The following is a 24,900-nucleotide window of genomic DNA, read 5'->3' on the forward strand; positions in this document are numbered from 1 at the left end:
TTCCGAGGGAGGCAGACATGAGTGGCATGAGCCATGAGGTGAGCGTCAGTGAGATCGAAACGCACCGCAGCAAGGTGCAATCGATCAGCGGCGCCGTCAGCTCGACCGCATCATCAGCGCAGGGCACCGGCATCGGCGACACCTCGCTGTACGGCATCATCGGCCAGGCGATCCTGCCGCCGATGATGGATCCGACCCTCAAGGCCGCCAGCGGCGCCATCGGCGAGCTCGACAAGCTGCTGCAGGAGGTCGTGGTCGGACTCGGCGAGACCGTTTCGGCGTACTCGACCACCGAGCAGACCAACGCCCAGGGCAGCACCTCGATCGGGAGTTGGTGACATGGCGACCACCCTGTCGAACCCGAACATTGGCGGCGCGGATCTGAAGATCCCGATCTACAAAGACATGGTCGCGATGACCGCGAACCTCACCGACGGTGAGTTCGCGCTCAACGACATCACCAGCGTCGCCGACATCGGCCTGGGCATCCTCAGTGCCGCACTGGACCCGATCGGTTCGGTCGTCGGCGCCATCGTCGACTGGTTGCTGGACCTGCTGATCCAGCACTGCCAGCCGCTGCAGGACGCGCTCAACAAGTTGCTCGGCAACCCTGATGAGATCCAGAAGATCTCCGATGACTGGCGGAAGTACTCAGAGGAGCTCGCCAACCAGGCCAATCAGCATGCTGGCACCGCCGGTGACATGCCCAGCTGGCAGGGTCCCGGAGCCAATGCGTACCGGCAGATCCTCAGCGGCACCAACGACGCCTTCAAGGCTGGCAGCTCCGCGGCAAACTCGATGTCGACCGCGGTGCAGAACTCCGGCACCATGGTCGCCGCCTTCCGGGAACTGATCTGGGGGATGATCAAGGACTTCATCAAGGCCGTCGTCAGTGCGGCACTGAAGTCGTTGATGACTGGCCCCGCCGCTCCGGCAGTTTTCGGTGGCTGGCTGGCCGGCAAGGTCGGCGCCATGATCACCAAGGTCGGCAAGAAGCTCAAGAAGCTGATGGAAGCGCTGTCGAAGTTCGCCAAGAAATGCGGCATCGCGACCGACAAGTTCGACGAGTTCATCGACGGTTTCGGCAAGCTGGTCAAGCAGCTCGGCAAGAATTCCGGCAGCGGGATGGCGCCGTTGGGTGGGCCAAAACCATCGCTGCCGGGCAAGACAGATCTCGGCGACACCCACCCCGGCGTCAAGGACGCGATCGACGCCTACAACAAGGGCAAGAAGACCAAGGCGCAGGACCTCACCGGGGGCGAGGCCGACCCGGAGATCCAGGACATCTGAGTGGCCAGGCCCAGCAAGAAGACCCCCAGCCAGCCGGCCTGGCTCACCGGCACCGTGCTCGCGGTCGTGGTCGGCCTGTGGGTGGTCGGCGCACTGCTGGCGATCCAGGTCATCACCGCGCTCGGTGGACCCGGCGAGGGTGCCTCGACGACCCGTCGCGGCACCGCGACGATCATCTCGTGTGAGTCAGCCAGCTTCGGGCTGGTGCAGGAATGTCAGGCCGAGGTGACCTGGGAGCCCGAGACGCAGTGGGATGAGGCCGACCTGCCCACCGAGCCGACGATCACGGTCTGGTCCAAGGAGCCGCTCTCGGGCGAGGTGGCCGTGACCGGCTACTGGGCCACGGCGCTGGGCGATGAGAACACCCCGGCGATCCGTGAGGGTTCGGAGTATGTGACGCCCACCGATGATCCGGTGAAGGATCCACCGGCCGGCCTGACCGTCGGCGTGGTGGTCGGCGTGATCGTGGTGCCGTTGGTAATCGGCTGGCTGATCACGCTGATTTATCACCGCGGCCGCGGCAGTGCGGCGCAGGGCAAGTCGACCTCGAAGAAGTGAGGCGGCGTCTCAGTCGAGGGTGACGCCGAGCCGCTTCGCGGAGCGGGCGCGCTGCCGCTGGGATCGCAGCCGCCGCAGCCGCTTGACCAGCAGCGGGTCGGTGGCCAACGCCTCGGGCGTGTCGATCAGTGCATTCAGCAACTGGTAGTAACGGGTCGCAGACATGTCGAACTCGTCGCGAATCCCCTGCTCCTTGGCGCCGGCGTACTTCCACCACTGCCGCTCGAAGGCGAGGATCCGCTCATCGCGCTCACTGAGGCCGCCGGTGGCGACGTGCTCGTTGGATGCTGCGCTCATGTCGACCGATTCTAGACCCGAATCACACCCGTGTCATTCGGCGGGTGGGACTCGCGGCGTACGCCCTGGCCCCCGCTGGTGTGCAGCTCGGCCCGGCGAGGTGCCCGTTCCGGTCAAAGACGCAGCAACGAAGAGGTGGGCGAGGGTCGGGCTGCCTGGCGCCGCGGCCGTGCACAACTACGCGATGCTGTAGCTAGGCGGGTCAAACGGCCCGAATCGCCTGCGCAGCTACGCGATGCTGTAGTTGTGCAGGCGCGGGGACACAGCGGCCGCCCCCACAAGAGAGCCTCCTACAGGATTCGAACCCGCGACCGGCTGTTTACAAAACAGCTGCTCTACCAACTGAGCTAAGGAGGCGTACGCGGCTCGGCCGCGCACCCATCATGCCGGGCCGGGGCCCTGGGCGCCAAACAATTCGGGTCAGTTGATGCCGTGGGCCGCCAGGAAGGCGGTGCCGGCACCGGCCAGTCGGACCTGTTCGCCGGCAGGCAGATAGATCGACTGGCCCTTGGCCACGGTCAATTCACCGGCAGCACCGGTCGCCGTGTACGAGCCGTCCAGCACCAGCAGGATCCGGGCCGAGGACTCAGCCGGCAGGGCGGCCTCCACGTCGTCCAGGCAGCGCAGCGCAAACTCCGGAGCCGGCGTGGGATAGCGGCGTACGCCGGGTGCTTCCTCCACCGGGGTCAGGATCGGCGGCGCGTAGGGCGAGAAGTCAACGACCTTGGTCAGTTCCGCCACGTCGATGTGCTTGCTGGTGAGACCACCGCGCAGCACGTTGTCGGAGTTCGCCATGATCTCCACGCCGGTACCGCGCAGGTAGGCATGCAGGTTGCCCGCCGGCAGGAAGATCGCCTGTCCCTGCTCCAACGTCACCCGATTCAGCAGCAGCGCCGCCAAGATGCCCGGGTCGCCCGGATAGGAGGCGTCCAACTCGATCGCGGTCCGGGCAAACTCGCCCACCGGGCCGCGGTCCTGAGCGTGTTCGACCGCCGCCACCAGGAGTTCGTTGATCAGTCCGGCCCGCTCACCGGTCAGGCTCAGCGCGTCCAGGAAGGTCTCCGCCAACGCGGCGGCCCCCTTGCGTTCGGTCAGCGGCCCCAGCACGGTGCTGAGCCGGTCCGCCAGCCCCAGGCCGCCGAAGAGGTCGGCAGCGGCACGCGGTTCCCGGAAGCCGCACAGGGCGTGCATCTCCCCCAGCGACACGATCATCTCGGGCTTGGGCCAGGAGTCCTTGTAGGTCCGCTCGCGGGCATCGGCGGCGATCCCCTGCTCCTCCTCGCGGGCGTACCCCTCCTCGGCCTGGGCGCGGCTCGGGTGCGCCTGCAGCGACAGCGCCCGCTCAGCCGACAGGATCTTCATCAGATAGGGCAGTCGGTCTCCGAACTGCTGTCGGCTCGCCTCCCCCAGCTGTGCCGGATCCTCGGCGATCACGGCATCGAGGGGGCGGTCACCGACCTGCGAGGGAGACTTCGGGTGCGCGCCGAGCCAATACTCGGCCTGCGGCTGGCCGTCGGGGCTGCGGCCCAGCAGGTCGGCGATGCCGTCGCTGGTGCCCCAGTCATAGTTCTGAATGGTGCCGGTCAGGAACTCCATGCCCGCCATTGTGGCCCATCCTGCCGAGGAGTGTCGTACGCCGCGTGTCCCGTCGGCCGCCTCCGCGGCGGCTCAGGCAGGCCGGGAGGCGATCGCCACCACGAAGTCCGAGGCGTCGCCGAAGGGCCGGAGGTCCCAACTGCTGAAGCAGGCGTCGATGTCGAGCCCGGCCTGCGTCAGGTGCCGCAGGAAGTCATCGAACGGATAGCCGCGGCCGGCGCCGAAGCCGATCACCATTCGAGCACCGGGCCGCAGGTTGGCTGCCAGTCGGGCGACCACGTCGGCGCGGGTGGATTCGGCCAGGAAGGTCATCACGTTGCCGGCGGAGACGATCAGGTCGAAGCCGGACTCGTCCGGCTCCAACTCGGCCAGATCACCGACGCGCCAGTCGCCCTCGGGATGGTCGGTCCGCGCCGCGTCGATCAGGACCGGGTCGAGGTCCACCCCGACCACCTGGTGGCCCCGGTCGTGCAGCCAGCCACCGATCCGCCCGGTGCCGCAGCCGGCATCGAGGATCCGCGAGCCGCGCTCGGCCATCGCGTCGATCAGCCGCGCCTCACCCCACAGGTCGCGGCCCTGGGCAGCCATGTCGATCCACCGCTGCCGATAACGATGGGAATGGGAGGGATCGGCCTCGATGATCTTCTGCCATTGGCTCGCTTCAGGCATGCCGCCATCCTCCCATGTCAGCCCTGCTGCTGGGGCTGGTTCTCAGCCCCCTTGGCCGCCGCCTCGGCCTTGACCTTGCGGCGGCTGCGCCACCACATGCCGGCGAAGATGACCACGATCAGACCGATCGAGACATACCAGGCGTACTGCCCGTAGACCTCGAGGAAGCCGACCGCCGGCTCACCGATCCGGTAGCCCAGATACATGTAGCCGGCGCGGCTGATGAGCGCGAAGAGCAGGTCCAGGATCAGAAACTTGCGCAGGCTGGTGCCGGCCATGCCGAGCGCGGCATGGACCACCGGGGTCGGGAACGGCAGGAAGGGCACGTAGGTGAGCGCCATCGCCAGGGTGGCGTACTTCTTGGTGAGGTTGGCGGCCCGGTCGGCATTGCGCTTGGCGCGCTGCCCGCGATCGCCGACGATGATGTCGATGATCCCGCTGCCCCACAGCTTGCCGGCCCACCAATAGATCCAGTCAAACTTGCTGATGCCGATGGTGCCCAGCACCAGCCCGATCACCCACCACCAGCCGCCGTTGACCGCGGCTTCGGCGCCGATCAGCGCCATCGAGATCGAGGATCCCGACACGATCGCCAGCACGAAGGGGTTGGCTGCCAGCAACACCGGCCGCAGCGGCATCATCACCAGAGCCCAGACCCCGTACGCCGCGATCGCGATCCAGCAGCCGATGTCCTGTTTGCCGGGCTTGCCCGCCCACGGCATCCGCGGGTCGTCCCACCACTCCCGTTCGGCCTCCTTCGCCTCCCCGGCCGTCCCGTCCTCGGTGGCGGCCCGGGCCTCCTCGGTGCGTTCGGCGGCGGTACGCCCCGCCTCGGCCACCTCGATGTCGGGCAGCGGGGACAGCGGCCGCCCGTCGTCGCGGCGGTCGGGGTCCTGGTCGGAAGTCACGCCCCGACTGTAACGCTCAGGACCCGGTCACGGCCTCCCGCGCGGCTTCGAAAGCAGCGATCGCCCGATCCAGATCCGCCCGGGTGTGGGCCGCCGACAGCTGGGTCCGAATCCTGGCCTTGCCCTTGGGGACCACGGGATAGCTGAACGCCCGCACATACACCCCGGCAGCGAGGATCTGGTCGGCCATCCGGGCCGCGGTGGCGGCGTCGCCCACCATCACGGGCACGATTGGATGTTCGGAGACCGGAATCTCGAACCCACGCCGGGTCATCTCGGACCGGAAGTACGCCGTGTTCTCCCGCAACTGCGCCAACAGCTGCCCCGAGTCGGCCAACAGGTCCAAGGCGGCCGCGGTGGCCGCGACGATCATCGGCGCCACCGAATTGGAGAAGAGGTAGGGCCGGGAGCGCTGCCGCAGCAGGTCCACGATCGCCTGCCTACCGCTGGTGTAGCCGCCCGAGGCGCCGCCCAACGCCTTCCCGAAGGTGCCGGTGAGGATGTCGACCCGGTCCTGCACGCCGAACATCTCCGGGGTGCCGGCACCGGTGCCGCCGATGAAACCGACGGCGTGGGAGTCGTCCACCATCACCAACGCGTCGTGGCGTTCGGCCAGCTCGCAGATCTGGTCCAGCGGCGCGAAGTAGCCGTCCATCGAGAACACCCCGTCGGTGGCGATGATGCGGCGCCGGGCGCCGGCCGCCTCGACGAGTTTTGCCTCCAGATCGGCCATGTCGCGGTTGCGGTAGCGGAACCGCTGGGCCTTCGACAGGCGTACCCCGTCGATGATGGAAGCGTGGTTGAGCTCGTCGGAGATGATCGCGTCCTCGGCGGTGGTCAACACCTCGAAAAGGCCGCCGTTGGCGTCGAAACAGGAGCTGTAGAGGATGGTGTCATCGGTCCTCAGGAAGCCGGAGATCTGCTGCTCCAGGGCGGTGTGGGCGGTGGTGGTGCCGCAGATGAAGCGCACCGACGCCATCCCGAAGCCCCAGTCCTGCAGGCTGTCCCGGGCCGCCTCCACCAACACCGGGTGGTCGGCCAACCCCAGGTAGTTGTTGGCGCACAGGTTGAGGATTCCGCGCTCGCCTGCCGGCGTACGCCGGTGGTCACCGACCTGCCCGACCGCGATCTGCGCGGACTGGGCCGAGGCCAGGGGCTCCTCGACCTTGATCAACCCTTCGGCGCGCAGCTGGTCCAGCTCGGCGCGCAGGTCGTCACTGATGGTGTCCATGTCTCAGTTCTCCTCAGGTCCAGTCCAAGACGACCTTGCCGGCGGCACCGGCACGGGCAGTCTGGAAGGCAGCTTCCCACTCGTCGGCGGGAAACCGGTCGGTGATGATGCCGGAGATGTCCAGGCCGCTCTGCAACAGGACGGCCATGGCGTACCAGGTTTCGAAGATCTCCCGGCCATAGATCCCTTTGATGGTGAGCATCCGGAAGACCACGGTGGACCAGTCCAGACTGATCTCCTCAGCGGGGATGCCGAGCATTGCGATCCGGCCGCCGTGGCGCATGTTGTCGATCATCGCCCGCAGCGCAGACCCGGCGCCGGACATCTCCAGGCCGACGTCGAAACCTTCGCTCATCTCGAGCTCCTGCTGGGCCTGCGCCAGGCTGGTGGTACGGACGTCGATCGCCTTGGAGACGCCGAGTCGCTCGGCCAGCGCGAGCCGTTCCGGGCTCAGGTCGGTGATCGCGACGTGGCGGGCGCCGGCATGCTTGGCGACCAGCGCGGCCATGATGCCGATCGGTCCGGCACCGCTGACCAACACGTCCTCACCCAGACAGGGAAAGGCGAGCGCGGTGTGCACCGCATTGCCGAACGGGTCGAAGATCGCTGCCACGTCCGGGTCGATCGGCTGCTTGTGGACCCAGACATTGGTCGCAGGCAGCACCAGATGGTCAGCGAAGCAGCCGTCGATCTGGACACCGATGCCCTTGGTGCGTTGGCACAGGTGACGGTTGCCGGCCCGACAGTTGCGGCACTGGCCACACACCAGATGTCCCTCACCGGAGACGAACTGACCCGGGGACAGGTCCGTGACGGCCGACCCGACCGCGACGATCTCGCCGGAGAACTCGTGACCCACCACCACCGGGGTGGTGCTGACCGCACCGCGTGCCCAGTCGTCCCACGCTTCGATGTGCAGGTCCGTGCCACAGATGCCGGTCCGCCACACCTTGATCAGCACGTCGGTCGGCCCCGGTGTGGGGGTGGGCGCCTTGATGTATGTCAGCCCCGGCTCCGGGGCAGCAGTGGAGCCGAGCGGCAACGCCTTCAACGAGATCTCCCTGGACCCCTTGGGTCGTCCCCGCAACCCGATGATCAACATCGGCGCCATCACGACCACCTCGCTTGCCTCGATCGACCCCGATCAGCGGTGGCAGCGGATCCACAGTGGGCTGTCGGCCTTCGCCGGCCGGGAGCTGGAGGTGGACGAGTCGGTGTATCGCTCCGAACTGGAGATCTCCAGCCGCAACATGTCGCTGGCGTACATGGTGAAGGCCCATGACCGACTCGAGGGCGACCCCGACCGGGTGGTCGCCGACTACGTCCGGCAGTGCGCGCTGGTCGTCGATGTCCGCGACCTGGCAGTGATGGGGATGACGCTGGCCAATCAGGGCCGCAACCCGATCACCGGCGAGGAGGTGGTGCCAGCCGCGATCTGCCGTCAGGTGCTGAGCGTGATGATGACGTGCGGCATGTATGACGCCGCCGGTGACTGGATGAGCAACGTCGGTTTCCCCGCCAAGAGCGGGGTGTCGGGCTGCATCATGGGCGCCCTGCCGGGTCAGGTCGGCATCGGGGCGTTCTCGCCGCGACTCGACCGTTTCGGCAACTCCGTGCGGGGCGTACGGGTGTGCGAACGCCTATCGGCCGACATGGGGCTGCATCTGATGCAGGCGCCCGAGGCGGCCTCGCACGTGCTGCACAGCCTGGGCGACACCCCCGAAACCGACAAGGACGGCGACGGCGTACGCCAGATGCAACTGCAGGGCTCCCTGCATTTCGCTGCCTCCGAGGCGGCGCTGCGCGAGTTGGCGCGGATCCCCGAGGACGACACCATCATCGAAATCGACCTGGATCGGGTGACTGCGATCAACTCGGTCGGCAAGCGGATGCTACGGGAGGGCGTACGCCGACTGCGGCTGGACGGTCACGAGGTGCGGGTGCTGGACGGCCAACAGCATCTGGGGGGCCAGGACCAGTAGCGATCAACCGCCCCGGGTGGCGCGGCGCAGCACCGCTAGCACCGGGGCGCCGAGCACCGCGATGAACAACCCGTTGGCGACCGCCCGGCCAGTGTCCCAGCCCAGCGTCGAGGTGAGCAATGTGAACGTGAGGAACCGGGCCAGGTTGTCTCCGAGCGGCGCCCCCGGTACGTAGTCCAGGCCGCCGGGCGCGATCCCCTCGGGGGTGGCGCTGCCGGTGACGAAGGGCCAGAACCACAGGTTCATCAGGGCACCGAAGGCGTACGCCGCCACCGCGACGTAACCGACCAGCATCACGATCTCACCGACGCCGCGGACCCGCCGCGGCAACAGCCCGGCACCGCAGCCGATCCAGGCCGCGAACATCATCTGGAAGGGCAGGTAGGGCCCCACCCCGCCGGTCAGCAGCGCCGAGGCCAACAGCGACGTGCAACCCAGGACGAAACCAAAACCGGCCCCGTACGCCCGACCGGCCAACACCAGCAGGAAGAACACAGCCTCGATGCCGGCGGTGCCAGCGCTCAGCGCGGGCCGGATCGCGGCATTCAGCGCCGACAACACCCCCAGCATCGCCAGGCTGCGGGTGTCCATACCGCGTTCGCTGAGCTGGGCCAGCACCACCGCGATGATCATCGGCAGCAGCAGCGCGAAGGCCAGCGGAGCGTCGGTGGCCTGCCGGGTGGCGCCGGCCGGCACCGGGACCAGCAGCGGCCACGCCACCATCACCAACCCGATCAGGGTGGCAATGATCAAGGTGGTGGCCGAGGCCGGGCCGAGCGGTACGCCGACCTCCGGTTGTCCCACCACCAGCCGTGGCAGGTCGTCCAGCTTGGCCGGCTTGGCCTTGGGAACGGTGTGGTCACTCACTCGGCTCACCTGCCAGCGCCTGCGTGACGTCCTCGGTGGTCAGCGCCGGCACCGGCGCCATGATCCGGCTCACCTGCGGCGCGAGGTAGGGCGATCGGGTCAGCACGGCGCGGGTGGGTCCGTCGGCCACCAGGTCGCCTTCGGCCATGACGAGGACCCGTTCGCAACTGCGGGCGACGAACTCGACGTCGTGGGTGGCGATGAGGACACAGCGACCACCGCGAGCCAGGTCCGCCACCACGGCACCGAGGGCCGCCTTGGCCTCGTAGTCCAGGCCGCGGGTCGGTTCGTCGAGCAGGATCACCCTGCTGCCGGTGACCAACTGCAGTGCCAACACCAGCGCCAATCGCTGCCCTTCGGACAGGTCACGGGGGTGCCGGTCGAGATCGACCTCGCCGACCAGATCGCTCAACATGTCGGCCGTGGTGCCGGGCAACGCCTGCGCGCGGCCATCGGCCTCGGCGCATTCGGCGCGCACCGACTCGAGATAAAGCAGGTCGGTCGGACTCTGCGGCACCAGCGCCACCTGCTGTTCCTTGGCCCTACCGTCCCCAGCGATCCGGACAGTACCGGCGTGCCGGGCGTCGGCACCGTGCAGCGCCCACAGCAGCGATGACTTGCCTGAACCGTTGCGTCCCATCAGCGCCACCACTTCCCCCTCACCGACCCGCAGGTCGACGTCGGAGACTGCGACCCGGGCGCCGTAGCGCACCGTCACGCCGCGAGCGGTCAGCAGTTCGGGTCGAGCCGGCGGTCCCGCCGACCACCGATCCGGGTTGCTGCCCTTGCGGATCGTGAGCTCCTCGCGTACGCCAACGGCCCGCCGTCGCGCCGCCCGGATCGACAGTGGCAGCGGCTGCCAGTCCAGGGCCCGCCCCAGCTCGACGATCGGAGGAACTGGCCCCTCGGTGAGCATGTCGGCGGGCTCACCCTGGCGCACTTGGCCCTCGCCGATCCGGATCACCTCATCGACCTGGGCGATCACCCGTTCCAACCGGTGTTCCGCGATGACGACGGTGGTGCCCTGGTCCTCGACCAGACGTTGCAGCACCGCCAACACTTCTTCGGCCGCGACCGGGTCCAGCGCCGACGTCGGCTCGTCCAGCACGAGGACGCGGGGCTGCGCGGTCAGCACCGAGCCGATGGCGACCCGCTGCTGTTCGCCGCCCGAGAGCGTACGCAGGTTGCGGCGCCGCAGGTGCGCGATACCGAGCAGGTCGAGCACCAGCTCGACTTGGGTGCGCATCCGGTCGGGGGCGTACCCCAGCTGCTCCATGGCGAAGGCAAGCTCCTCCTCGACGCTGGAGGTGACGAATCCGGCCATCGGGTCCTGGCCGACCCAGCCCACCAGGTGCGCGAGGTCGCGGGGCGGCAGCAGGGTGACGTCCTGGCCGTCGATGACGACCCGGCCCTCGCGGGTGCCACCGGTGAAGCGCGGCACCAGGTTGTTGAGGGAGCCCAACAGGGTCGACTTGCCCGACCCGGTACGCCCGACCAGCAGCGCGAAGTCTCCCTCGGCGACGCTCAGGCCGGCGTCGCGGATGATCCAGGGCGCGTCGGCGCCGTAGCGCACCGACAGCGAGCTGCAGCTGATCATGGCTTGGCTCACGACACCGCCCCCGTCGCGGGGGTCTGTCCCGAGGCCGTCGTCAACGCAGGCGGCGGCGTCAGGAAGGCCAGCAGCACCACCCCGACCAGCGGCGCGGCGGTCGCGAGGGTGAGCGTGGGCCACTCCCCCATGCTGGGGTGCAGCGCCACCATGTCGGCCGGCCACACGCCGAGCAGCGCCTGACCGATCACCAAGTAGACCACCCCGGGTGCGAGCCCCAGCACCGCGACCAGGGTCTCGGCCACGCCCCAGCGTTCGGGTCGGTAGCGGGTGCGGCGCACCTGTCGGCCGGCCGCCCAGAAGCCGACCTGGGTCAGCGCCAGACCCGCCACCAGCAGCGGCCAGCCGGCCAGCGAGGTGCCGCCCGGGCCCACCATAGGCGCGTCGCCTGACAGCAGGACGTAGACGGCGACGAGGAGCAGGCACAGGCCCGCGATGACGGCGGCGCCCACCAGGTGTTGGCCGCGCCGGCTGCCCTCGGTGCGGCCGAATCCGCGTACGTCCATCGACTCCGCCAGCCGGACCGAGCGTTCGATCGCGTCGGTGAGCACGGGCACCAGCACGCGTTGCACCCATCCCAACCACCCGCGTACGCCCTTGCGACGACCCGAGCGGAGCCGCCGAGCACGCGCAACCCGGCGGGCCGAGTCGGCCAGTTGGACGAACGCATTGACAGCCACGACCAGCACCGTACCGATCTCATAGAGCGCTGCGGGCAGGGTGGCGAGCAGCCGACGCGGGTTGACCAGAGAGTTGGCGGCACCCACGCACAGGATGATGGTGGCCAGCCGGAGACCATCGAACAGGCCACCGAGCAGCGAATACAGCGTCACCGGCCCCAAGAGCCGAAAGCCGACCGCCTCGGGCATCTCGATGCCGGGCAGCGGCAGCACCACCGGGCCGCCGTCACCGCCGCCGAAGACCACCCGATAAAGGGTGCGGACCACCACGATCGCGAGCGCCAACCACAGATAGATCCGCAGCGAACCGGACCATTCGGAGTCGCCACGGCGCGCGACCACGACCAGCACGATGGCGCCGATCATCAGCAGGTGCAGCAGCGGGTTGGTGGTCGCGCCGGCGGCAACCGCCAGCCCGATGGCCATCAGCCACCAGGACCAGGGATGCAGCGATCGGGGCAGCCAGTAGTTCGCAGCAGGGCGGCGCCTCGGCCGCGTCGGGGTCGTGACGGTCAGTCCACCTCACCGCCCTCGACGTCAGCGCCATCATCAAGGGGCGTCCTACGGCGCAGCGCGTACACCACCGCCGTGCCACCCAGACTGAGGGCCGCCAGCACCGCGAGGATCGTCGGCCAGGGCAGGCCCGGGTCCTCCTCGTAGGGCCGGACCGAGGGCGGCGGGCCGTCGAGATCATGGTCGAACGGCGTCGGGCTCGGCGTCGGCGGCGCGGTTGCCGGCTCGCTCGGCGTCACCGGTGGCTGCGGTGGTGGTGAGGACGGTGGCGCCGAGGTGGTGTGACCGGGCTGTTCCCCGGCGTCCTCCTCGGTCCGGCCCGGGCGCTCCGAGGTGCGGTCCGGGGACGGCGCCCGCTGCGTCGAGGGTGCCCGGCTGGTCGCCGGCGGACGACCGGTGCCGGGCGCCCGACTGGTTCGCTCGGGCTCCGAGTTCCGGGGTGGCGCGGGCTGCTCGGGTCCCGGCTCGGGCTGCGGCTCGGGCGGCGCGGTCTCGGCGGGCTTGGTGGGCTCCCCTTCGTCGCCATCACCGGGGGTCGGCTCGGGATCGGGCGCCGGCGCCGGATTCGCTCCGGTGCCGGGCTTCGGCAGGCCGCCTCCCTTGGGGATGGCGTCCTGACGCAGCTGGAAGACCAGCGCCAGCAGTTCGCCGTTGTCGACCCAGCGGCCGGCCACGCCCTGCTGGGAGAAGGTCCACGAGCGCTGCCCAGGCCGGGAATACCAGAACGTCCAGTACGCCGACGCTTCCGGAGTGTTGGCACAGGTCTCGTAATGGGGCCGGCCGTCGCGGTCCACCAACTTCTCGGTGGCGCTCGGGCGGCCGTCGACCCGGCAGACCAGCGCGTCACCAAACCGCGCCGTGCCCTGGATCGAGAAGCCCGCGGTCCGGATCACGGTCAACGCCAGTGACTCATCCGGCATGCCCCGTACGCAGCGGATGGTGACCTGACCGCCGGCATCGAACTGGGTCGAGTCCACGACGACGCTGATGCCGTCCTCACCGCGGCACTTGCCGGCGCTGACGCTGGGCGTCGCCGAGGCGGGGGCGCCGGCGTACCCGACGCCCCCGATCGCCAACATCATCGCCACGGCAAGGCCGAGGCATCGTCGAATGGTGTTCCGATCGCGCATCAGCGACGGCGCCGCAGCGCCAGCGTTGCGCCGGCCCCGACCAGCAGCAGGGCCGAGATTCCGGCTGCGGTCTGGCCGCCGGTGGCGGGCAGCGCGGTGGGCCGGGGCGAGGGTGTGCTGGACGGGGAGCTGGAGCCGGCCGGGCTGGTGGGCGCCGGCGTGCTCGGCCCGGCGGGCGTGCTCGGAGCTGGCGTGCTGGCCTCGGGGCTCGGCGCCGGGGTGCTCGGGCCCTCCTCGCCGGGGCTCGGTTCGCTCGGGCTCGGCTCGTTCGGTTCTGGGCCAACCTGGCCGATCACGTGCAGACCGACCGGCGCGAGCGCGAAGATCGCCTGGGTGGTCGCCCGGCGGAACTGGTCCTGTTGGTTGCGTCCGATGCCCTCGGTCTGTGCGGTTGCCAGCGCGTTGCCGTCGTAGGCGATCGCGCCGATGTCGGCCTGGGCGGCGCCGGCGTTGTCTGCGGTGAGCTGGCGCGCCGCGACGAAGGCTCGCGCCGCCTCGGCTGCCTCGGCCTCGCCGGCCGCGGCCAGCACGGGGGCGACCAGTCCGGTGCTGTTGGTGTTGGGCGAATCGGTGCCGAAACCGCCGGCGAATCCGCCCTCGTCGGTCTGGTCCTCCACCAGCCACGCGACGGCCCTCTCGATCGCCGGGCCCGCCTCGGCAATGCCCTGCTCCTCGGCGGCCAGCAGCGCCATCACGGCCATCGCGGTGGCGTCCCGGTCCGGTTGCACCGGCTCGCCGTTCGCGCCGGTGTCGCAGGTGGCGTCGTCGTTGAAGAAGATCCGGAAGTAGCCGTCGCTGCACTGCTGACGCAGCAGGAAGGTCACCGTCTCCTCCGGCATCCCGCCGTTGCGGGCCAGCGCCATCATCACCAGGCTCTGGCCGAACATGTTCGCGGGGGTGCTCGTGTGCTCGCCCTGCTCGGTGTCGACGACCCGACCCTCCTCGGTGACGGTGCCCCGCACCATCTCGACCCAGTCGCGGCCGGCGAAGTCAGTCGGATCGGCACCGATGCTGCTGATCGCCAGCAGCACCTTGCCCGCAGCCCCGCCGATGACGTGCTGGGACTCGGGATCCCACCGGTCGTACGTCGCGTAGTCCACCGCGTTGGCCTCAATGCCGCGCGCGACCCGATCGATGTCCGCCTGGGGTGCACCCGCGGCGATCAGCGCCCACAGCGCATCGATCGTCAGGCCGATGTCACCGCCCCGGCCGAAGCCGGGCATCACATCGTCCTCGGTCAGGCTGGCTTCCAGCCAGGCAGCTGCGGCCAGTGCCTGCTCCGAACGGGGCGCGGCGGTTGCCTGGCGTACGCCGATGAACCCGGCGCTGGCGACCAGCAGGGCGAGCATGGCGACCAGCAGCGCGAGCGGGGAGCGTACGCCGGCGCGGGGCTGCGCGGTCGACGCAGCCGGCAAGACGGCAGAGGTTGGGAGCATGATCCACGTCCTTTCCGAGACGCAGACTGGTGTGCGACTCGGACGGATGGGAACCTCCGTCGGCCCACCCACATCTGTGATCCTCGACAGAGTAATTTGGTGACCTCGTCGTCAGTGGCATTCCGACTTCACGCTCCTGCGGGGCGTGTCACGGCTGCGGGTCAGCGCCGGATTCTCACCGACTTCCCCACTGAGGACCGCCACATCATCGCACAGACCCGCGAGAATGGCACTGAAAGCGTTTGCTTGGGTGCTCTGCCGTTGCTATTCGCCGACAGTGAGGCACAATGAGGGCGTGACTGTCTCAGCGTTCGAGCTGTTCAAGATTGGCATCGGCCCCTCCAGCTCCCACACCGTCGGGCCGATGCGCGCAGCGAAGCGCTTCGCCACGGCGCTGGTCGAGGACGGCATCCTGCTCAACGTGACTCGGATCAAGGCCGAGCTCTTCGGCTCCCTGGGCGCGACCGGCTTCGGTCACGGCTCCCCCAACGCCGTGATGTGGGGGCTGGAGTACGCCGAACCCGAGACCATCGACACCCACACCGCGCCGCTGCGGGCCGAGGAGATCATCGACAGCCAGATCCTGCTGCTCGCCAACCGGCATCCGGTCCGCTTCGAGCCGCGCACGGATCTGGTGCTGCACCGCACCAAGTCGCTCGACTTCCATCCCAATGGGATGACCTTCCGTGCGTGGAATGAAGCCGGCGAGCAGATCGCCGAGCACACCTACTATTCGGTCGGCGGCGGCTTCGTGGTGGCCGACGACGGCTCCGGCGCACCCTCGGTCCAGCTGGACCCGACCCCGGTGCCGCACCCCTTCCGTACCGGCGCCGACCTGGTCGAGGTGTGCAACAGCACCGGGCTGAGCGTGGCCGAGGTGATGTGGGAGAACGAGACCGCGCGGCGACCCCGTGAGGCGGTCCGAGCCGGGCTGCTGCGGATCTGGCAGGTGATGCGTACCTGCGTGGAGGCCGGTTCCCGCACCGAAGGCGTGCTGCCCGGGGGCCTGAAGGTACGCCGCCGCGCGGCCGATCTGCACCAGCGGCTGATCGCCGCCGCAGAACCCGGCCAATTGGTCGACCCGCTCGCCGCGATGGACTGGGTCAACCTGTGGGCACTGGCGGTCAACGAGGAGAACGCCGCCGGAGGCCGAGTGGTGACCGCCCCCACCAACGGTGCCGCCGGGATCGTGCCGGCCGTGGGCCACTACGTGGCCCGGTTCGTCCCGGGCACCGATGACGACGCGATCTGTGACTACCTTCTGGTCGCCGCCGCGATCGGCGCCATCCACCAGCAGACCGGGTCGATCTCGGGTGCCGAGGTCGGCTGCCAGGGAGAGGTCGGCACCGCCTGTTCGATGGCGGCGGCCGGCATGACCGCCGTCAAGGGCGGCACTGTCGAGCAGATCTGCAATGCCGCCGAGATCGGCCTGGAGCACCACCTGGGCCTCACCTGCGACCCCGTCGGCGGCCTGGTCCAGATCCCCTGCATCGAGCGCAACGCCGTCGGATCCATCAAGGCCATCAATGCCGCCAAGCTCGCGATGGCCGGCGACGGCACCCACAAAGTCAGCCTGGATCAAGTCATCAAGACGATGATGCAGACCGGCAAGGACATGAAGGTGAAGTACAAGGAGACCTCCCGCGGCGGCCTGGCTGTGAACATCGTCGAGTGCTGACCCCAACCGGCCAGAAAGCGTTTGAACAAGCGGTTGACGAGCGACCCGCTGGTCGTGCAACAATGCGACAAATCGCCGGCTCAGGTGCCGGCTGAACATCGGCCCGGAGGTCACTCCGGGCACGTTTCCACTACGGATCGTCGGGCACGTACCTGCCCGTGGAAAGGATGTGGCTCATGGCCACTGTGTCATTCGACGACGCGACACGCGTCTACCCGGGCGGCGAAAGCCCCGCCGTCGACAAGCTCAACCTCCAGATCGATGACGGCGAGTTCATGGTGCTCGTCGGCCCGTCGGGCTGTGGCAAGTCCACCTCGCTGCGCATGCTCGCCGGCCTCGAGGAGATCAACGAAGGCAGCGTCCACATCGGTGACCGCGACGTCACCGACCTGCCGCCCAAGGACCGTGACATCGCCATGGTCTTCCAGAACTACGCGCTCTATCCGCACATGACGGTGGGCGACAACATGGCCTTCGCCCTGAAGATGGCGAACGTGCCCAAGGCCGAGCGTCAGCAGCGCGTGATGGAGGCTGCCTCGCTGCTGGGCCTGGAGGACTTCCTCAACCGCAAGCCGAAGGCGCTGTCCGGTGGTCAGCGTCAGCGTGTCGCCATGGGCCGCGCCATCGTCCGCCAGCCGCAGGTCTTCCTCATGGATGAGCCGCTGTCGAACCTTGACGCCAAGCTGCGTGTGTCGACGCGTACCCAGATCGCGGCCCTGCAGACCCGCCTCGGTGTCACCACCGTGTACGTCACCCACGACCAGGTCGAGGCCATGACGATGGGTGACCGCGTCGCGGTCATGAAGGACGGCGTGCTGCAGCAGGTCGACAGCCCGCTGGCGCTGTACGACACCCCGAAGAACCTCTTCGTCGCCGGCTTCATCGGATCCCCCGCCATGAACCTGATCCGCGCCGACATCGCCGAGGGTGGCGCCCGCGTGGGTGACTACATCGTGCCGCTGCCCCGTGAGGTGCTGGCCCGCGCCGGCAACGACACCAAGGTCACCATCGGCGTCCGCCCCGAGAACTTCACCCTGTCCGAGACCGGCGAGGGCATCGCCCTCGAGGTCGCGGTGGTCGAGGAACTCGGCGCCGACTCCTACGTCTACGGTCACCTCGCCGGCATGAGCGATGAGCAGAAGCTCGAGGCTCAGCAGATCGTGGCTCGTCTGTCGACCCGCCGTCCGCCGCAGCGCAACACCGAGGTCCGCCTGCTGGCCGATCCGGAGAGCATCCACGTGTTCTCCGACTCGACCGAGGAGCGCATCTCCTGATCGCCGTCCGCGGACGCCGATGACGATGGCCAGCCCCACCGGGGCTGGCCATCTGTCGTTTTCAGCAGGCGTACGCGGCGCCACCTCGATAGGATGACCCCGTGCCACGTTTCCTGTCAGCGAAGCCGGATGGGCGGTTGATCCCCCTTCCGTGGGACGTTCCGCTGGCCGATTGGCCCACCGATCACCTCGTTGCTCTGCCCCGTGGTATCTCCCGCCACGTCGTCCGATTCATCAAGTTGGGCACCTCGGTGTATGCCGCCAAGGAGATCCTCGACTCGGTCGCCGTGCGCGAGTATCGGCTGCTGCAGGACCTGCACCGACTGCAGACCCCGTCGGTCGAACCGGTAGCAGTGGTCACCTCCCGCAGGGACCGCGACGGCAATCCGCTTGACTCAGTACTCATCACCCGGCACCTGCAGTTCTCGCTGCCCTACCGCTCGCTGTTCGCACCCGGCGTACGCCAGGACACCGTCACCCGGCTGATCGACGCGCTGGTGGTGCTGCTGGCGAAGCTGCATCTGGTCGGTTTCCTGTGGGGCGACGTGTCGCTGTCCAACAGCCTGTTTCGCCGCGACGCCAGCGAGTTCGCCGCCTATCTGGTCGACGCTGAGACTGGTGAGTTGCATCCCACCCTCAGCACCGGTCAGCGCGAACACGACCTCGAGATCGCGCGGGTGAACCTGTTCGGCGAGTTCTCGGACCTCGAGGCCGGCGGTCTGCTCGACGAGTCGCTGGACCCGTTGGCACTGGTGCAGCTGATTGAGGCCCGCTATCGGGAACTGTGGTCCGAACTCACCGATGTGGAGGAGTTCGCCGGCTCCGAACTGCATCGGTTGGAGTCTCGCGTACGCCGCCTCAACGCGCTGGGATTCGATGTCGCCGAGCTCGACATCCGCACCACCGAGGACGGCAAGAAGATTCGGATCCAGCCCAAGGTCGTCGACGCGGGCCACCACTCCCGGCGGCTGATGCGGCTCACCGGACTGGACGCCGAGGAGAATCAGGCGCGCCGGCTGCTCAACGACCTGGACAGCTACCGGGCCCGGACCAATCAGCGCAATGCCGATGAGGCGATCGTGGCGCACCAGTGGGTGACCCAGATCTTCGAGCCGGTGCTGGCCGCGGTACCAGAGGACCTGCGCGGCAAGCGGGATCCCGGCCAGCTCTTCCACGAAGTCTTGGAGCATCGCTGGTTCCGTTCCCAGGAGGAACATCGCGAGCTCTCGATGCTCGAGGCCACCGAGAGCTACATCGATTTGGTGCTGCGACAGCTGCCCGACGAACGGCTCAGCCAGGATGCGTTGACCGTGGTCGGTGGCGAGGAACGTCGACTGGCCAACCCCTACGACCCGTCGATGGGCTTCGCCGACGACCACGCCGACAAGCCCTACGACCCGTGGGAGGACGGCGAGGCGGAATCACCTCCGACACCGGCCAGCGACTTCCTCGACATCGACGCCCTGCGCGCGAAGGCGAAGAAGTAGGGCGTTTCAGTCGACGGTGATGGTGATCCGGGCGGGCTCCGAGGTCCCCACCGGCACACTCACCACGATCCTGGCCTGATTCAGGGGGGCCGCACCGTCCTTGGCGTACGGATTGTGCGGCCGGACTGGCCACTCGAGGATCGCCTGCTCCGGCAGTTCGAGGCGCCAGCCGGCGTGGCTGAAGCGGCCGCCGTGCTCGGCGCCGGTGAGCCGGATCGGCGTCTCCCCCAGCACCCCGTGGTGCTCGCCGGCCTGCCACTCCTTGCCGACCTGAGCGACGAAGGCGGCATGGGCCGCGACCGGCGCGTCAGTTTCGCGATCGACCCGGTACGCCAGCAGTGCCCGTTCACCGTCCAGCTCCACTCTGACCTGACACGGCACCTCCCCGTAGACCAGATCGACGCCCCAGCCGTCCGTGCTCAGGGATGCCGTCGTCGGCAGGTGCTCGAGGCCGTCCGGTGCGGTGAAGTCGGGTTCCTCCTCGCCACGATGCTGCAGCAGCTGCGGGTCACCCACGGTGAACGTCGACCAGCGGGGCTGCAGCCGGGTGTTGCTCCCGCTCAGCACCAGTCCCACCCGGTCGTGGAAGACCGACAGGTGGGCCTGGCGGTCCTGGATCCAGCGCGCTTCCGGCGGAGCGCAGTGGTAGGTGTACTGACCGGACACGTTGGTTGAGGAGCGAAACGCGATTCGGTCTCGTCGTGCGGGAGAACTCCTCACCGTCGGACGAGGAGTTCCTGTGATGCGGCGCAGGCTTGGGTGAACACCTTCGGGTCTCCTTGGATTGACGCGCTGACCTGTGCGCCTTCATAGAGCAGGTGCAGCAGGGTCCCCGTGTTCTGGTCGCCACTAGCAATCTGCGTAAATAAGGCCAGCATCCAGGCCTTCTCCGCCCGGATGAAATCGGCGGCCTCATGGTCGCTAGCGCCGATCTCGGCCCATGCGTTGACGAAAGCGCAACCACGGGGGGTGCCGGTCGCCCACTGGGCAGTGTGCCGGTAGACGACGTCCAGGCCTTCGGCTGGGGATGCGCCGGTCAACGCTTCCAGGAGTTCGCCCTGCCAGGCGTGCGCGCGTTGTTGCAGGTAGCAGGCCACCAACCGATCCTTGGATCCGTAGCGCTGGTACAAGGTCCTCTTTGTGGTTCCTGCACGCTCGACGATGCTGTCGACACCGGTGGCTGTGATCCCGCGGTCACGGAAGAGCTCGGCAGCAGCATCGAGGATGCTATGACCGACCGGTGTGGTGTCGACAGGCTCGAAGACCTCAAGGTCAATGTCCATGGTCTCGTCCCCTCAGCTGGCTTGAGTGCACTGACAGTATACCGACCGGTGTGTTTATCTAATCGGATGCGATGGGTCATGTGTGTGGCGTTCGTGGTGGCGTGGAGTTCCGGGTTCGTCGGGGCGACGCTGGCGGACCGGATAGGTGTGGGGACGTGGCCCCTGCTGGCGTGGCGTTATCTGGTGACTGCCCTTGTTCTGCTCGTCGGGTGTTTGCTGGTTCCTTCGCTGCGTCATTCTTTCCGCGCGTTGAGTCGACGCGAGTTGTGGCAGCAGGTCGTCCTGGCCGTCCTGTCTCACGTGGTCTTTCTGGGCGGTGTCTTCCTATCCGCTGGGCAGGGGCTGGATGCCGGCTTGTCTGCGCTGGTGTGTGCACTTCAGCCGCTGATCGTGACCGCGGCGGGACGGATCATCTTCGGCGATCGGGTCCGCATCCTCCAGTGGTTTGGCCTGCTCATCGCCCTGGGCGGCGTCAGCCTGAGCGTGGGAGGCATCAGCACGGCAGGGGCGGGAAGCGTGGGCCTGGTGGCGATGAGCCTGCTGGGGCTGTCCATGGCTTCCCTACTGGAACGCTCGTGGAAGCCCCAGGTGCCAGTGGTGATCAGTCTGACCGTGCAGGTGAGCGTGGCCGCCGTGATCTTCAGCGGCGCCGCCCTCCTGACCGACGGGCTTCGTCTCCAGGTCACGGGGACACTGGTGCTGGCGATCAGCTGGCTGGTGCTCTTGTCCGGCCTCGGTGGCTACGCCACGTTCATCTGGTGCCTCCGCCAGGTGGGAGCCACCACGACCAGCACTCTGCTCTACCTGACTGCGCCCGTAACGATGCTGTGGGCGTGGTCCATATTCGGCCAGCAACCCTCGACCCTGCAATGGATCGGGCTCGCGGTCGTCCTGAGCGGCGTCGGCCTCGCGGCCAGACGCACCAACCGCCGTGAGCAAGACACGGCCTGACCACGGGCTCCAAACCGGGCGGACTCGGTACACCTCGACACCTCGTCAACACCAGGAACAAGTCTTCGATGACCCACACGAATGCAGCTCTCACCCCCCGGCACCGACTGATCGTCGCTCGTCTGGTCGTTGACGAGGGCTGGCCGATCAGTGAAGTGGCCGCCCGCTTCCAGGTCTCCTGGCCGACCGTGAAGCGCTGGGCCGACCGCTACCGAGCCGGCCAGTCGATGCAGGACCGTTCCTCACGGCCCCACCGGTCGCCGAACAAGACCAGCCACAGCACCACGAAGCGCTGCATCCAGCTCCGGCTGCGCCTGCGCGAAGGCCCGGTCCAGTTGGCCTGTCGACTGGGGATCGCCCCGTCCACTGTCCACCGGATCTTGGCCGACGCCCGCCTGAACCGGCTCTCGCACGTCGACCGCGCCACCGGAGAGCCCGTCCGCCGCTACGAGCACGACCACCCCGGCGCGATGCTGCACGTCGACGTGAAGAAGCTCGGCAACATCCCCGACGGCGGCGGCTGGCGCTACGTCGGCCGACCACAAGGCGTCCGCAACCGAGCCGCCACACCGGACAAGCCGCGCAACAAGTGGCGGGACCCGTTGATGGGCAAGGCCTACGTCCACACGGTCATCGACGACCACTCCCGGGTGGCCTACGCCGAGATCCACGACGACGAGACCGCCCTCACCGCCACCGCCGTCCTCGTTCGGGCCGTTGAATGGTTCAACCAGCGTGGCGTCACCGTTGAGCGGGTCCTGTCGGACAATGGAAGCGCCTACCGCTCACACCTGTGGCGAGACACCTGCGCCGAACTGGGCATCGGGCACAAGCGCACCAGGCCGTATCGGCCGCAGACCAACGGGAAGATTGAGCGCTTCCACCGCACCCTGGCCGACGGCTGGGCCTACGCCCGCTGCTACACCTCCGAGACGGAACGCCGCGGGGAACTCGAAGGCTGGCTGCACTACTACAACCACCACAGGCCCCACACCGCCTGCGGCAACCAGCCGCCGTTCTCGCGCTTGACCGGCACCCAGGTGCAGCGAACCTAGTTGGCGATCTGGTCGACCGTTTGGGACTCGATCCCGAGTCCCCGATAGAGCCCCTTCAGGAGGCCTTGGGCTTGTTCGAGCGGCCTGGTGTCCACGCCCTGGACCACCGTGGTCTTGATGTATTCGTCCGCTGTGAAAGTGGGCATTTGATTGAAGACGTCGTTGTTGTTGTAGATGGTCCCGCGAGTCTTGGTCACCCGAAGACCGATCCGCCATGGCCCGGTGTATCCCCAAGTCAGTGACCGGCTTTCGATCAACTGCAGGGTCTGCACTGCCAGTGCTGAGATGAGCCCAACGAACAGGAACTTCGCCGGTCTTCCTGGCTGGGTCTCGTACTCCGCGGTCCCACCGCCGGACACCACCTCGATGGAGCTGTCGTCCTTCAACAAGACGTGGCAGAGCCCACGCTCGTACTGGCTTCGTACAGGATCGCCATGCGCGGGGATCGACGCATACGCCTCACCCTTGGGGTCGAAGGCCCGATACGTGCAGTCCGGCACCGTTCCGGGCCAGCCACTCGGCCGGATCCCTTGGCGCAGAGCGGCCGAGCCCTGAGGCTCCTCGCTCCGCACCACCGGCACACAGGGTTCGGCCACAAGGTAGATGTGTCCGTTGCCAGTGGGGTGACCCTCGATGTAGTCAACCAGCGGGTCACGAGCCTCCATCCCTGTCAGGCGGGAGAGGAACGCGTCCTCGCCCCGATCACGCTGCAGCAAGAGCCGACGCACCTCTGCATCGTCGAGCTTTCGCTTGCCGTTGCTGCTCCGGCCCCAATAGCTGCCGTCGACCATGTGGGGAGCCAAGGGTGATGGGGGAACCTGGACGACCAGGACCGCCCGGGCGTCATCGTCGGGATGGACCAGTGCAGGCTGGATGGTGGGCGAAAGCGGTGGGTGGATCCGAGTCGCGGACACTTGGGCAATCCGGTCGGCGAGTCCGGCAGTGTCACAGCCGACGACCTCGAAGTCTCTGTCGCGCACCCCGTAGATGAGTAGCCCTCCGTCGACGCTGAGCGAGGCAAGGTCGCGGGCCATCTCCAGATTGGCATCCTTCTTCGCAGTTCCGGCCGGGGTCGCCATCTCCTTCAACTCGCACCAGACCGACTCCTCGAGAAGACCGCCCGCGGCTGCTTCAACGAGTTCCGACCAGGTAGAGAAGGAGACCACACCCATCGCAGGGCCGAGGTACTGCTGAGCCATGCCTGCTCCAATCGCCGCTGACAAGGTCAAGATACCCGGCTGACCAGACGGAGCCAGAAGACATCCTCAGAGATTGAGGCGGAGCCGGCTCTCCGCGATCTGACAATCAATCAACGTGTCCGGTCAGTACAGGTAGGCCGACAACACCACGAACCAGGGCTCGGCCCGCTCCACCCGGGCCATCCCGTCGCTGGCGAGGAAGCTGTGGTGCGGCAGCAGCGCTGCCGGCTGCTCGATCGGCCCGGAGGCACCCTGTCCGATCAGCACCGCCAGCGCATCCGCCCGGGCGGCGGGGCTGCCAGCGACCTCCTTCGTCGGCCCGAAGCGCTGCAGCCAGGCCAGCAGCCCTCGGCCCAGCTCGGAGAAGGTGAAACCCACGCTGCTCTGTGCCGGGGCATGCCGATAGAGATTCCGTTCGTCGACGGTCTCGACCAGCGTCCCGTCGGGATAGGTCAGATTCGCATGGAACTCGGCGGCGGCTTGCAGCGCGGGCAGCACATCGGGGTCGCCAGACATCGCGTAGTAGCTGCCCAGCGCGTCCACATAGACGAGGTTGTACGCCACCACCGGCCCCTGGTGTTCACTCCAGTAGCCGCCAGACTGCTGCGCGTCGGTGACCCGATGCAGGAAGTCGACCGCCACCTGCGCCCAATCGGGACGGTCCAGCACCTGGGAGGCCCGGAAAACCGCCATCGCGTGGTGGGCCGGAATGTTGTGGATCCGGCCCTGCAACTCGGTGGCGATGATGCCCTCCACCGCTCGGATCAACGCGGCATCCCACGCCTCCCGCCGCTCGGCTGGCATGGCGTCGCGGACCAGACCCCAGGCCCGGATCCAACGGGAGTACGTCCAGGGCATGTGGATCCAGCCCCAGGTGGAGTTGTCCTTCTTGCGAAATTCGAACTTGCCGTCGGAGTCGGCGACCTCCAGCAGCGCATCGCCGGCCGCCACGATGGCGGTCAGGATGTCGTCTCGGTGGTGGAACGGGTTGGTCACCCCGGCCGGCTCACCGGCCCAGGCCACCGCCAGGGCGTACATCACGTTCTGGTCGGCGACGATGAAAGGTTCGGTGCCGAACCGGCCCGTCTGCGGATCCTGGTCGGCCAGGATCCGCGGGACCAGGTCGAGGAACTCGGACCACAGCTGTGTGGTGTGCCACCCATCGGTGGGCGTGTTCGTGCTCATGCAACCAGCCTAGGGCCGCCGC

General features: G+C 68.3%; 24 protein-coding genes, 1 tRNA gene and 1 riboswitch. Of the genes, 9 read left to right on the top strand and 16 right to left on the bottom strand.

Annotation, left to right across the window (positions count from 1 at the left end):
- Nucleotides 1-17 precede the first annotated feature (17 nt).
- Genes CGZ91_RS03030 through CGZ91_RS03040 form a run of 3 tightly spaced genes read left to right on the top strand, consistent with a single transcriptional unit; the run spans nucleotide 18 to nucleotide 1,848 of the window.
- On the top strand, nucleotides 18-338 hold the full coding sequence (locus tag CGZ91_RS03030) for a hypothetical protein (protein WP_144276759.1): 321 nt from the start codon (nucleotides 18-20) through the stop codon (nucleotides 336-338).
- A 1-nt stretch (nucleotide 339) separates the two neighbouring features.
- The gene (locus CGZ91_RS03035; protein ID WP_094451787.1) at nucleotides 340-1,290 is read left to right on the top strand and encodes a WXG100 family type VII secretion target; all 951 of its coding nucleotides are present in this window, start codon (nucleotides 340-342) and stop codon (nucleotides 1,288-1,290) included.
- On the top strand, nucleotides 1,291-1,848 hold the full coding sequence (locus CGZ91_RS03040; protein WP_094452443.1) for a DUF6346 domain-containing protein: 558 nt from the start codon (nucleotides 1,291-1,293) through the stop codon (nucleotides 1,846-1,848).
- Nucleotides 1,849-1,857: 9 nt separating this feature from the next.
- Here the strand turns inward: CGZ91_RS03040 and CGZ91_RS03045 are convergent, their stop codons facing one another.
- From CGZ91_RS03045 to tdh, 7 genes are all read right to left on the bottom strand, one after another.
- Nucleotides 1,858-2,145, bottom strand: a complete 288-nt coding sequence (locus CGZ91_RS03045; protein WP_094451785.1) for a DUF3263 domain-containing protein — start codon at nucleotides 2,143-2,145, stop codon at nucleotides 1,858-1,860.
- A gap of 284 nt (nucleotides 2,146-2,429) precedes the next feature.
- Nucleotides 2,430-2,502: transfer RNA gene (locus tag CGZ91_RS03050), tRNA-Thr, on the bottom strand.
- Between the two features lie 63 nt (nucleotides 2,503-2,565).
- Nucleotides 2,566-3,741, bottom strand: a complete 1,176-nt coding sequence (gene manA / locus CGZ91_RS03055; RefSeq protein WP_094452977.1) for a mannose-6-phosphate isomerase, class I — start codon at nucleotides 3,739-3,741, stop codon at nucleotides 2,566-2,568.
- 72 nt (nucleotides 3,742-3,813) lie between these two features.
- Nucleotides 3,814-4,410 (bottom strand): class I SAM-dependent methyltransferase, encoded by a 597-nt coding sequence (locus CGZ91_RS03060; protein ID WP_094452444.1) that lies wholly within the window; start codon nucleotides 4,408-4,410, stop codon nucleotides 3,814-3,816.
- Nucleotides 4,411-4,427: 17 nt separating this feature from the next.
- A complete protein-coding gene (locus tag CGZ91_RS03065) occupies nucleotides 4,428-5,318 on the bottom strand; it encodes a DedA family protein (protein WP_094451783.1) in 891 nt (296 codons plus the stop codon).
- A 16-nt stretch (nucleotides 5,319-5,334) separates the two neighbouring features.
- A complete protein-coding gene (locus tag CGZ91_RS03070) occupies nucleotides 5,335-6,540 on the bottom strand; it encodes a glycine C-acetyltransferase (RefSeq protein ID WP_094452979.1) in 1,206 nt (401 codons plus the stop codon).
- Nucleotides 6,541-6,562: 22 nt separating this feature from the next.
- Complete coding sequence (tdh, locus tag CGZ91_RS03075; protein ID WP_229116379.1) at nucleotides 6,563-7,600, bottom strand: L-threonine 3-dehydrogenase; 1,038 nt, start codon at nucleotides 7,598-7,600, stop codon at nucleotides 6,563-6,565.
- On the opposite strand from tdh, the gene CGZ91_RS03080 reads away from it, so the two are divergent.
- On the top strand, nucleotides 7,482-8,531 hold the full coding sequence (locus CGZ91_RS03080) for a glutaminase (RefSeq protein ID WP_229116380.1): 1,050 nt from the start codon (nucleotides 7,482-7,484) through the stop codon (nucleotides 8,529-8,531). The two genes, tdh and CGZ91_RS03080, sit on opposite strands and share 119 nt — an antisense overlap.
- Before the next feature lie 3 nt (nucleotides 8,532-8,534).
- Here CGZ91_RS03080 and CGZ91_RS03085 read toward each other — a convergent pair whose 3' ends face one another.
- The 5 genes from CGZ91_RS03085 to CGZ91_RS03105 form a co-directional block, all read right to left on the bottom strand.
- On the bottom strand, nucleotides 8,535-9,398 hold the full coding sequence (locus tag CGZ91_RS03085) for an ECF transporter S component (RefSeq protein WP_229116381.1): 864 nt from the start codon (nucleotides 9,396-9,398) through the stop codon (nucleotides 8,535-8,537).
- A complete protein-coding gene (locus tag CGZ91_RS03090) occupies nucleotides 9,391-11,007 on the bottom strand; it encodes an ABC transporter ATP-binding protein (protein ID WP_324252647.1) in 1,617 nt (538 codons plus the stop codon). Before CGZ91_RS03090 ends, CGZ91_RS03085 begins: the two co-directional genes overlap by 8 nt.
- On the bottom strand, nucleotides 11,004-12,113 hold the full coding sequence (locus CGZ91_RS03095; RefSeq protein WP_094452446.1) for a CbiQ family ECF transporter T component: 1,110 nt from the start codon (nucleotides 12,111-12,113) through the stop codon (nucleotides 11,004-11,006). Before CGZ91_RS03095 ends, CGZ91_RS03090 begins: the two co-directional genes overlap by 4 nt.
- Nucleotides 12,114-12,199: 86 nt before the next feature.
- Nucleotides 12,200-13,288: a hypothetical protein gene (locus CGZ91_RS03100; RefSeq protein WP_144276760.1), complete on the bottom strand. Its 1,089-nt coding sequence runs from the start codon at nucleotides 13,286-13,288 to the stop codon at nucleotides 12,200-12,202.
- 41 nt (nucleotides 13,289-13,329) lie between these two features.
- Nucleotides 13,330-14,766, bottom strand: coding sequence for a prenyltransferase/squalene oxidase repeat-containing protein (locus tag CGZ91_RS03105; RefSeq protein ID WP_094452448.1), 1,437 nt, complete (start codon nucleotides 14,764-14,766; stop codon nucleotides 13,330-13,332).
- A gap of 96 nt (nucleotides 14,767-14,862) precedes the next feature.
- Nucleotides 14,863-15,003: riboswitch (cobalamin riboswitch) on the bottom strand.
- A gap of 58 nt (nucleotides 15,004-15,061) precedes the next feature.
- Here CGZ91_RS03105 and CGZ91_RS03110 point away from each other — a divergent pair.
- The 3 genes from CGZ91_RS03110 (at nucleotide 15,062) to CGZ91_RS03120 (ending at nucleotide 19,205) form a co-directional block, all read left to right on the top strand.
- Complete coding sequence (locus CGZ91_RS03110) at nucleotides 15,062-16,444, top strand: L-serine ammonia-lyase (protein WP_229116182.1); 1,383 nt, start codon at nucleotides 15,062-15,064, stop codon at nucleotides 16,442-16,444.
- Nucleotides 16,445-16,620: 176 nt separating this feature from the next.
- Complete coding sequence (locus tag CGZ91_RS03115) at nucleotides 16,621-17,718, top strand: ABC transporter ATP-binding protein (RefSeq protein WP_094451777.1); 1,098 nt, start codon at nucleotides 16,621-16,623, stop codon at nucleotides 17,716-17,718.
- Between the two features lie 101 nt (nucleotides 17,719-17,819).
- Complete coding sequence (locus tag CGZ91_RS03120) at nucleotides 17,820-19,205, top strand: DUF4032 domain-containing protein (RefSeq protein ID WP_094452449.1); 1,386 nt, start codon at nucleotides 17,820-17,822, stop codon at nucleotides 19,203-19,205.
- 6 nt (nucleotides 19,206-19,211) lie between these two features.
- Here CGZ91_RS03120 and CGZ91_RS03125 read toward each other — a convergent pair whose 3' ends face one another.
- Nucleotides 19,212-19,871 (bottom strand): hypothetical protein, encoded by a 660-nt coding sequence (locus CGZ91_RS03125; RefSeq protein ID WP_094452450.1) that lies wholly within the window; start codon nucleotides 19,869-19,871, stop codon nucleotides 19,212-19,214.
- 50 nt (nucleotides 19,872-19,921) lie between these two features.
- Entirely contained in the window at nucleotides 19,922-20,488 is a 567-nt protein-coding gene (locus CGZ91_RS03130; RefSeq protein ID WP_094452451.1) for a TetR/AcrR family transcriptional regulator, read from the bottom strand.
- A gap of 84 nt (nucleotides 20,489-20,572) precedes the next feature.
- Here CGZ91_RS03130 and CGZ91_RS03135 point away from each other — a divergent pair, with 84 nt between their 5' ends.
- Complete coding sequence (locus CGZ91_RS03135; RefSeq protein WP_229116382.1) at nucleotides 20,573-21,439, top strand: DMT family transporter; 867 nt, start codon at nucleotides 20,573-20,575, stop codon at nucleotides 21,437-21,439.
- A gap of 68 nt (nucleotides 21,440-21,507) precedes the next feature.
- Entirely contained in the window at nucleotides 21,508-22,494 is a 987-nt protein-coding gene (locus CGZ91_RS03140) for an IS481 family transposase (RefSeq protein ID WP_094452453.1), read from the top strand.
- Here the strand turns inward: CGZ91_RS03140 and CGZ91_RS03145 are convergent.
- Both CGZ91_RS03145 and CGZ91_RS03150 read right to left on the bottom strand, forming a co-directional pair.
- Entirely contained in the window at nucleotides 22,491-23,693 is a 1,203-nt protein-coding gene (locus CGZ91_RS03145; protein WP_094452454.1) for an AlbA family DNA-binding domain-containing protein, read from the bottom strand. The genes CGZ91_RS03140 and CGZ91_RS03145 overlap by 4 nt on opposite strands.
- Nucleotides 23,694-23,816: 123 nt before the next feature.
- A complete protein-coding gene (locus tag CGZ91_RS03150) occupies nucleotides 23,817-24,878 on the bottom strand; it encodes a hypothetical protein (protein WP_094452455.1) in 1,062 nt (353 codons plus the stop codon).
- Nucleotides 24,879-24,900: the final 22 nt, after the last annotated feature.

Origin of the sequence: Parenemella sanctibonifatiensis, assembly GCF_002250565.1 — a bacterium.
Taxonomy (GTDB): Bacteria; Actinomycetota; Actinomycetes; order Propionibacteriales; family Propionibacteriaceae; genus Parenemella; species Parenemella sanctibonifatiensis.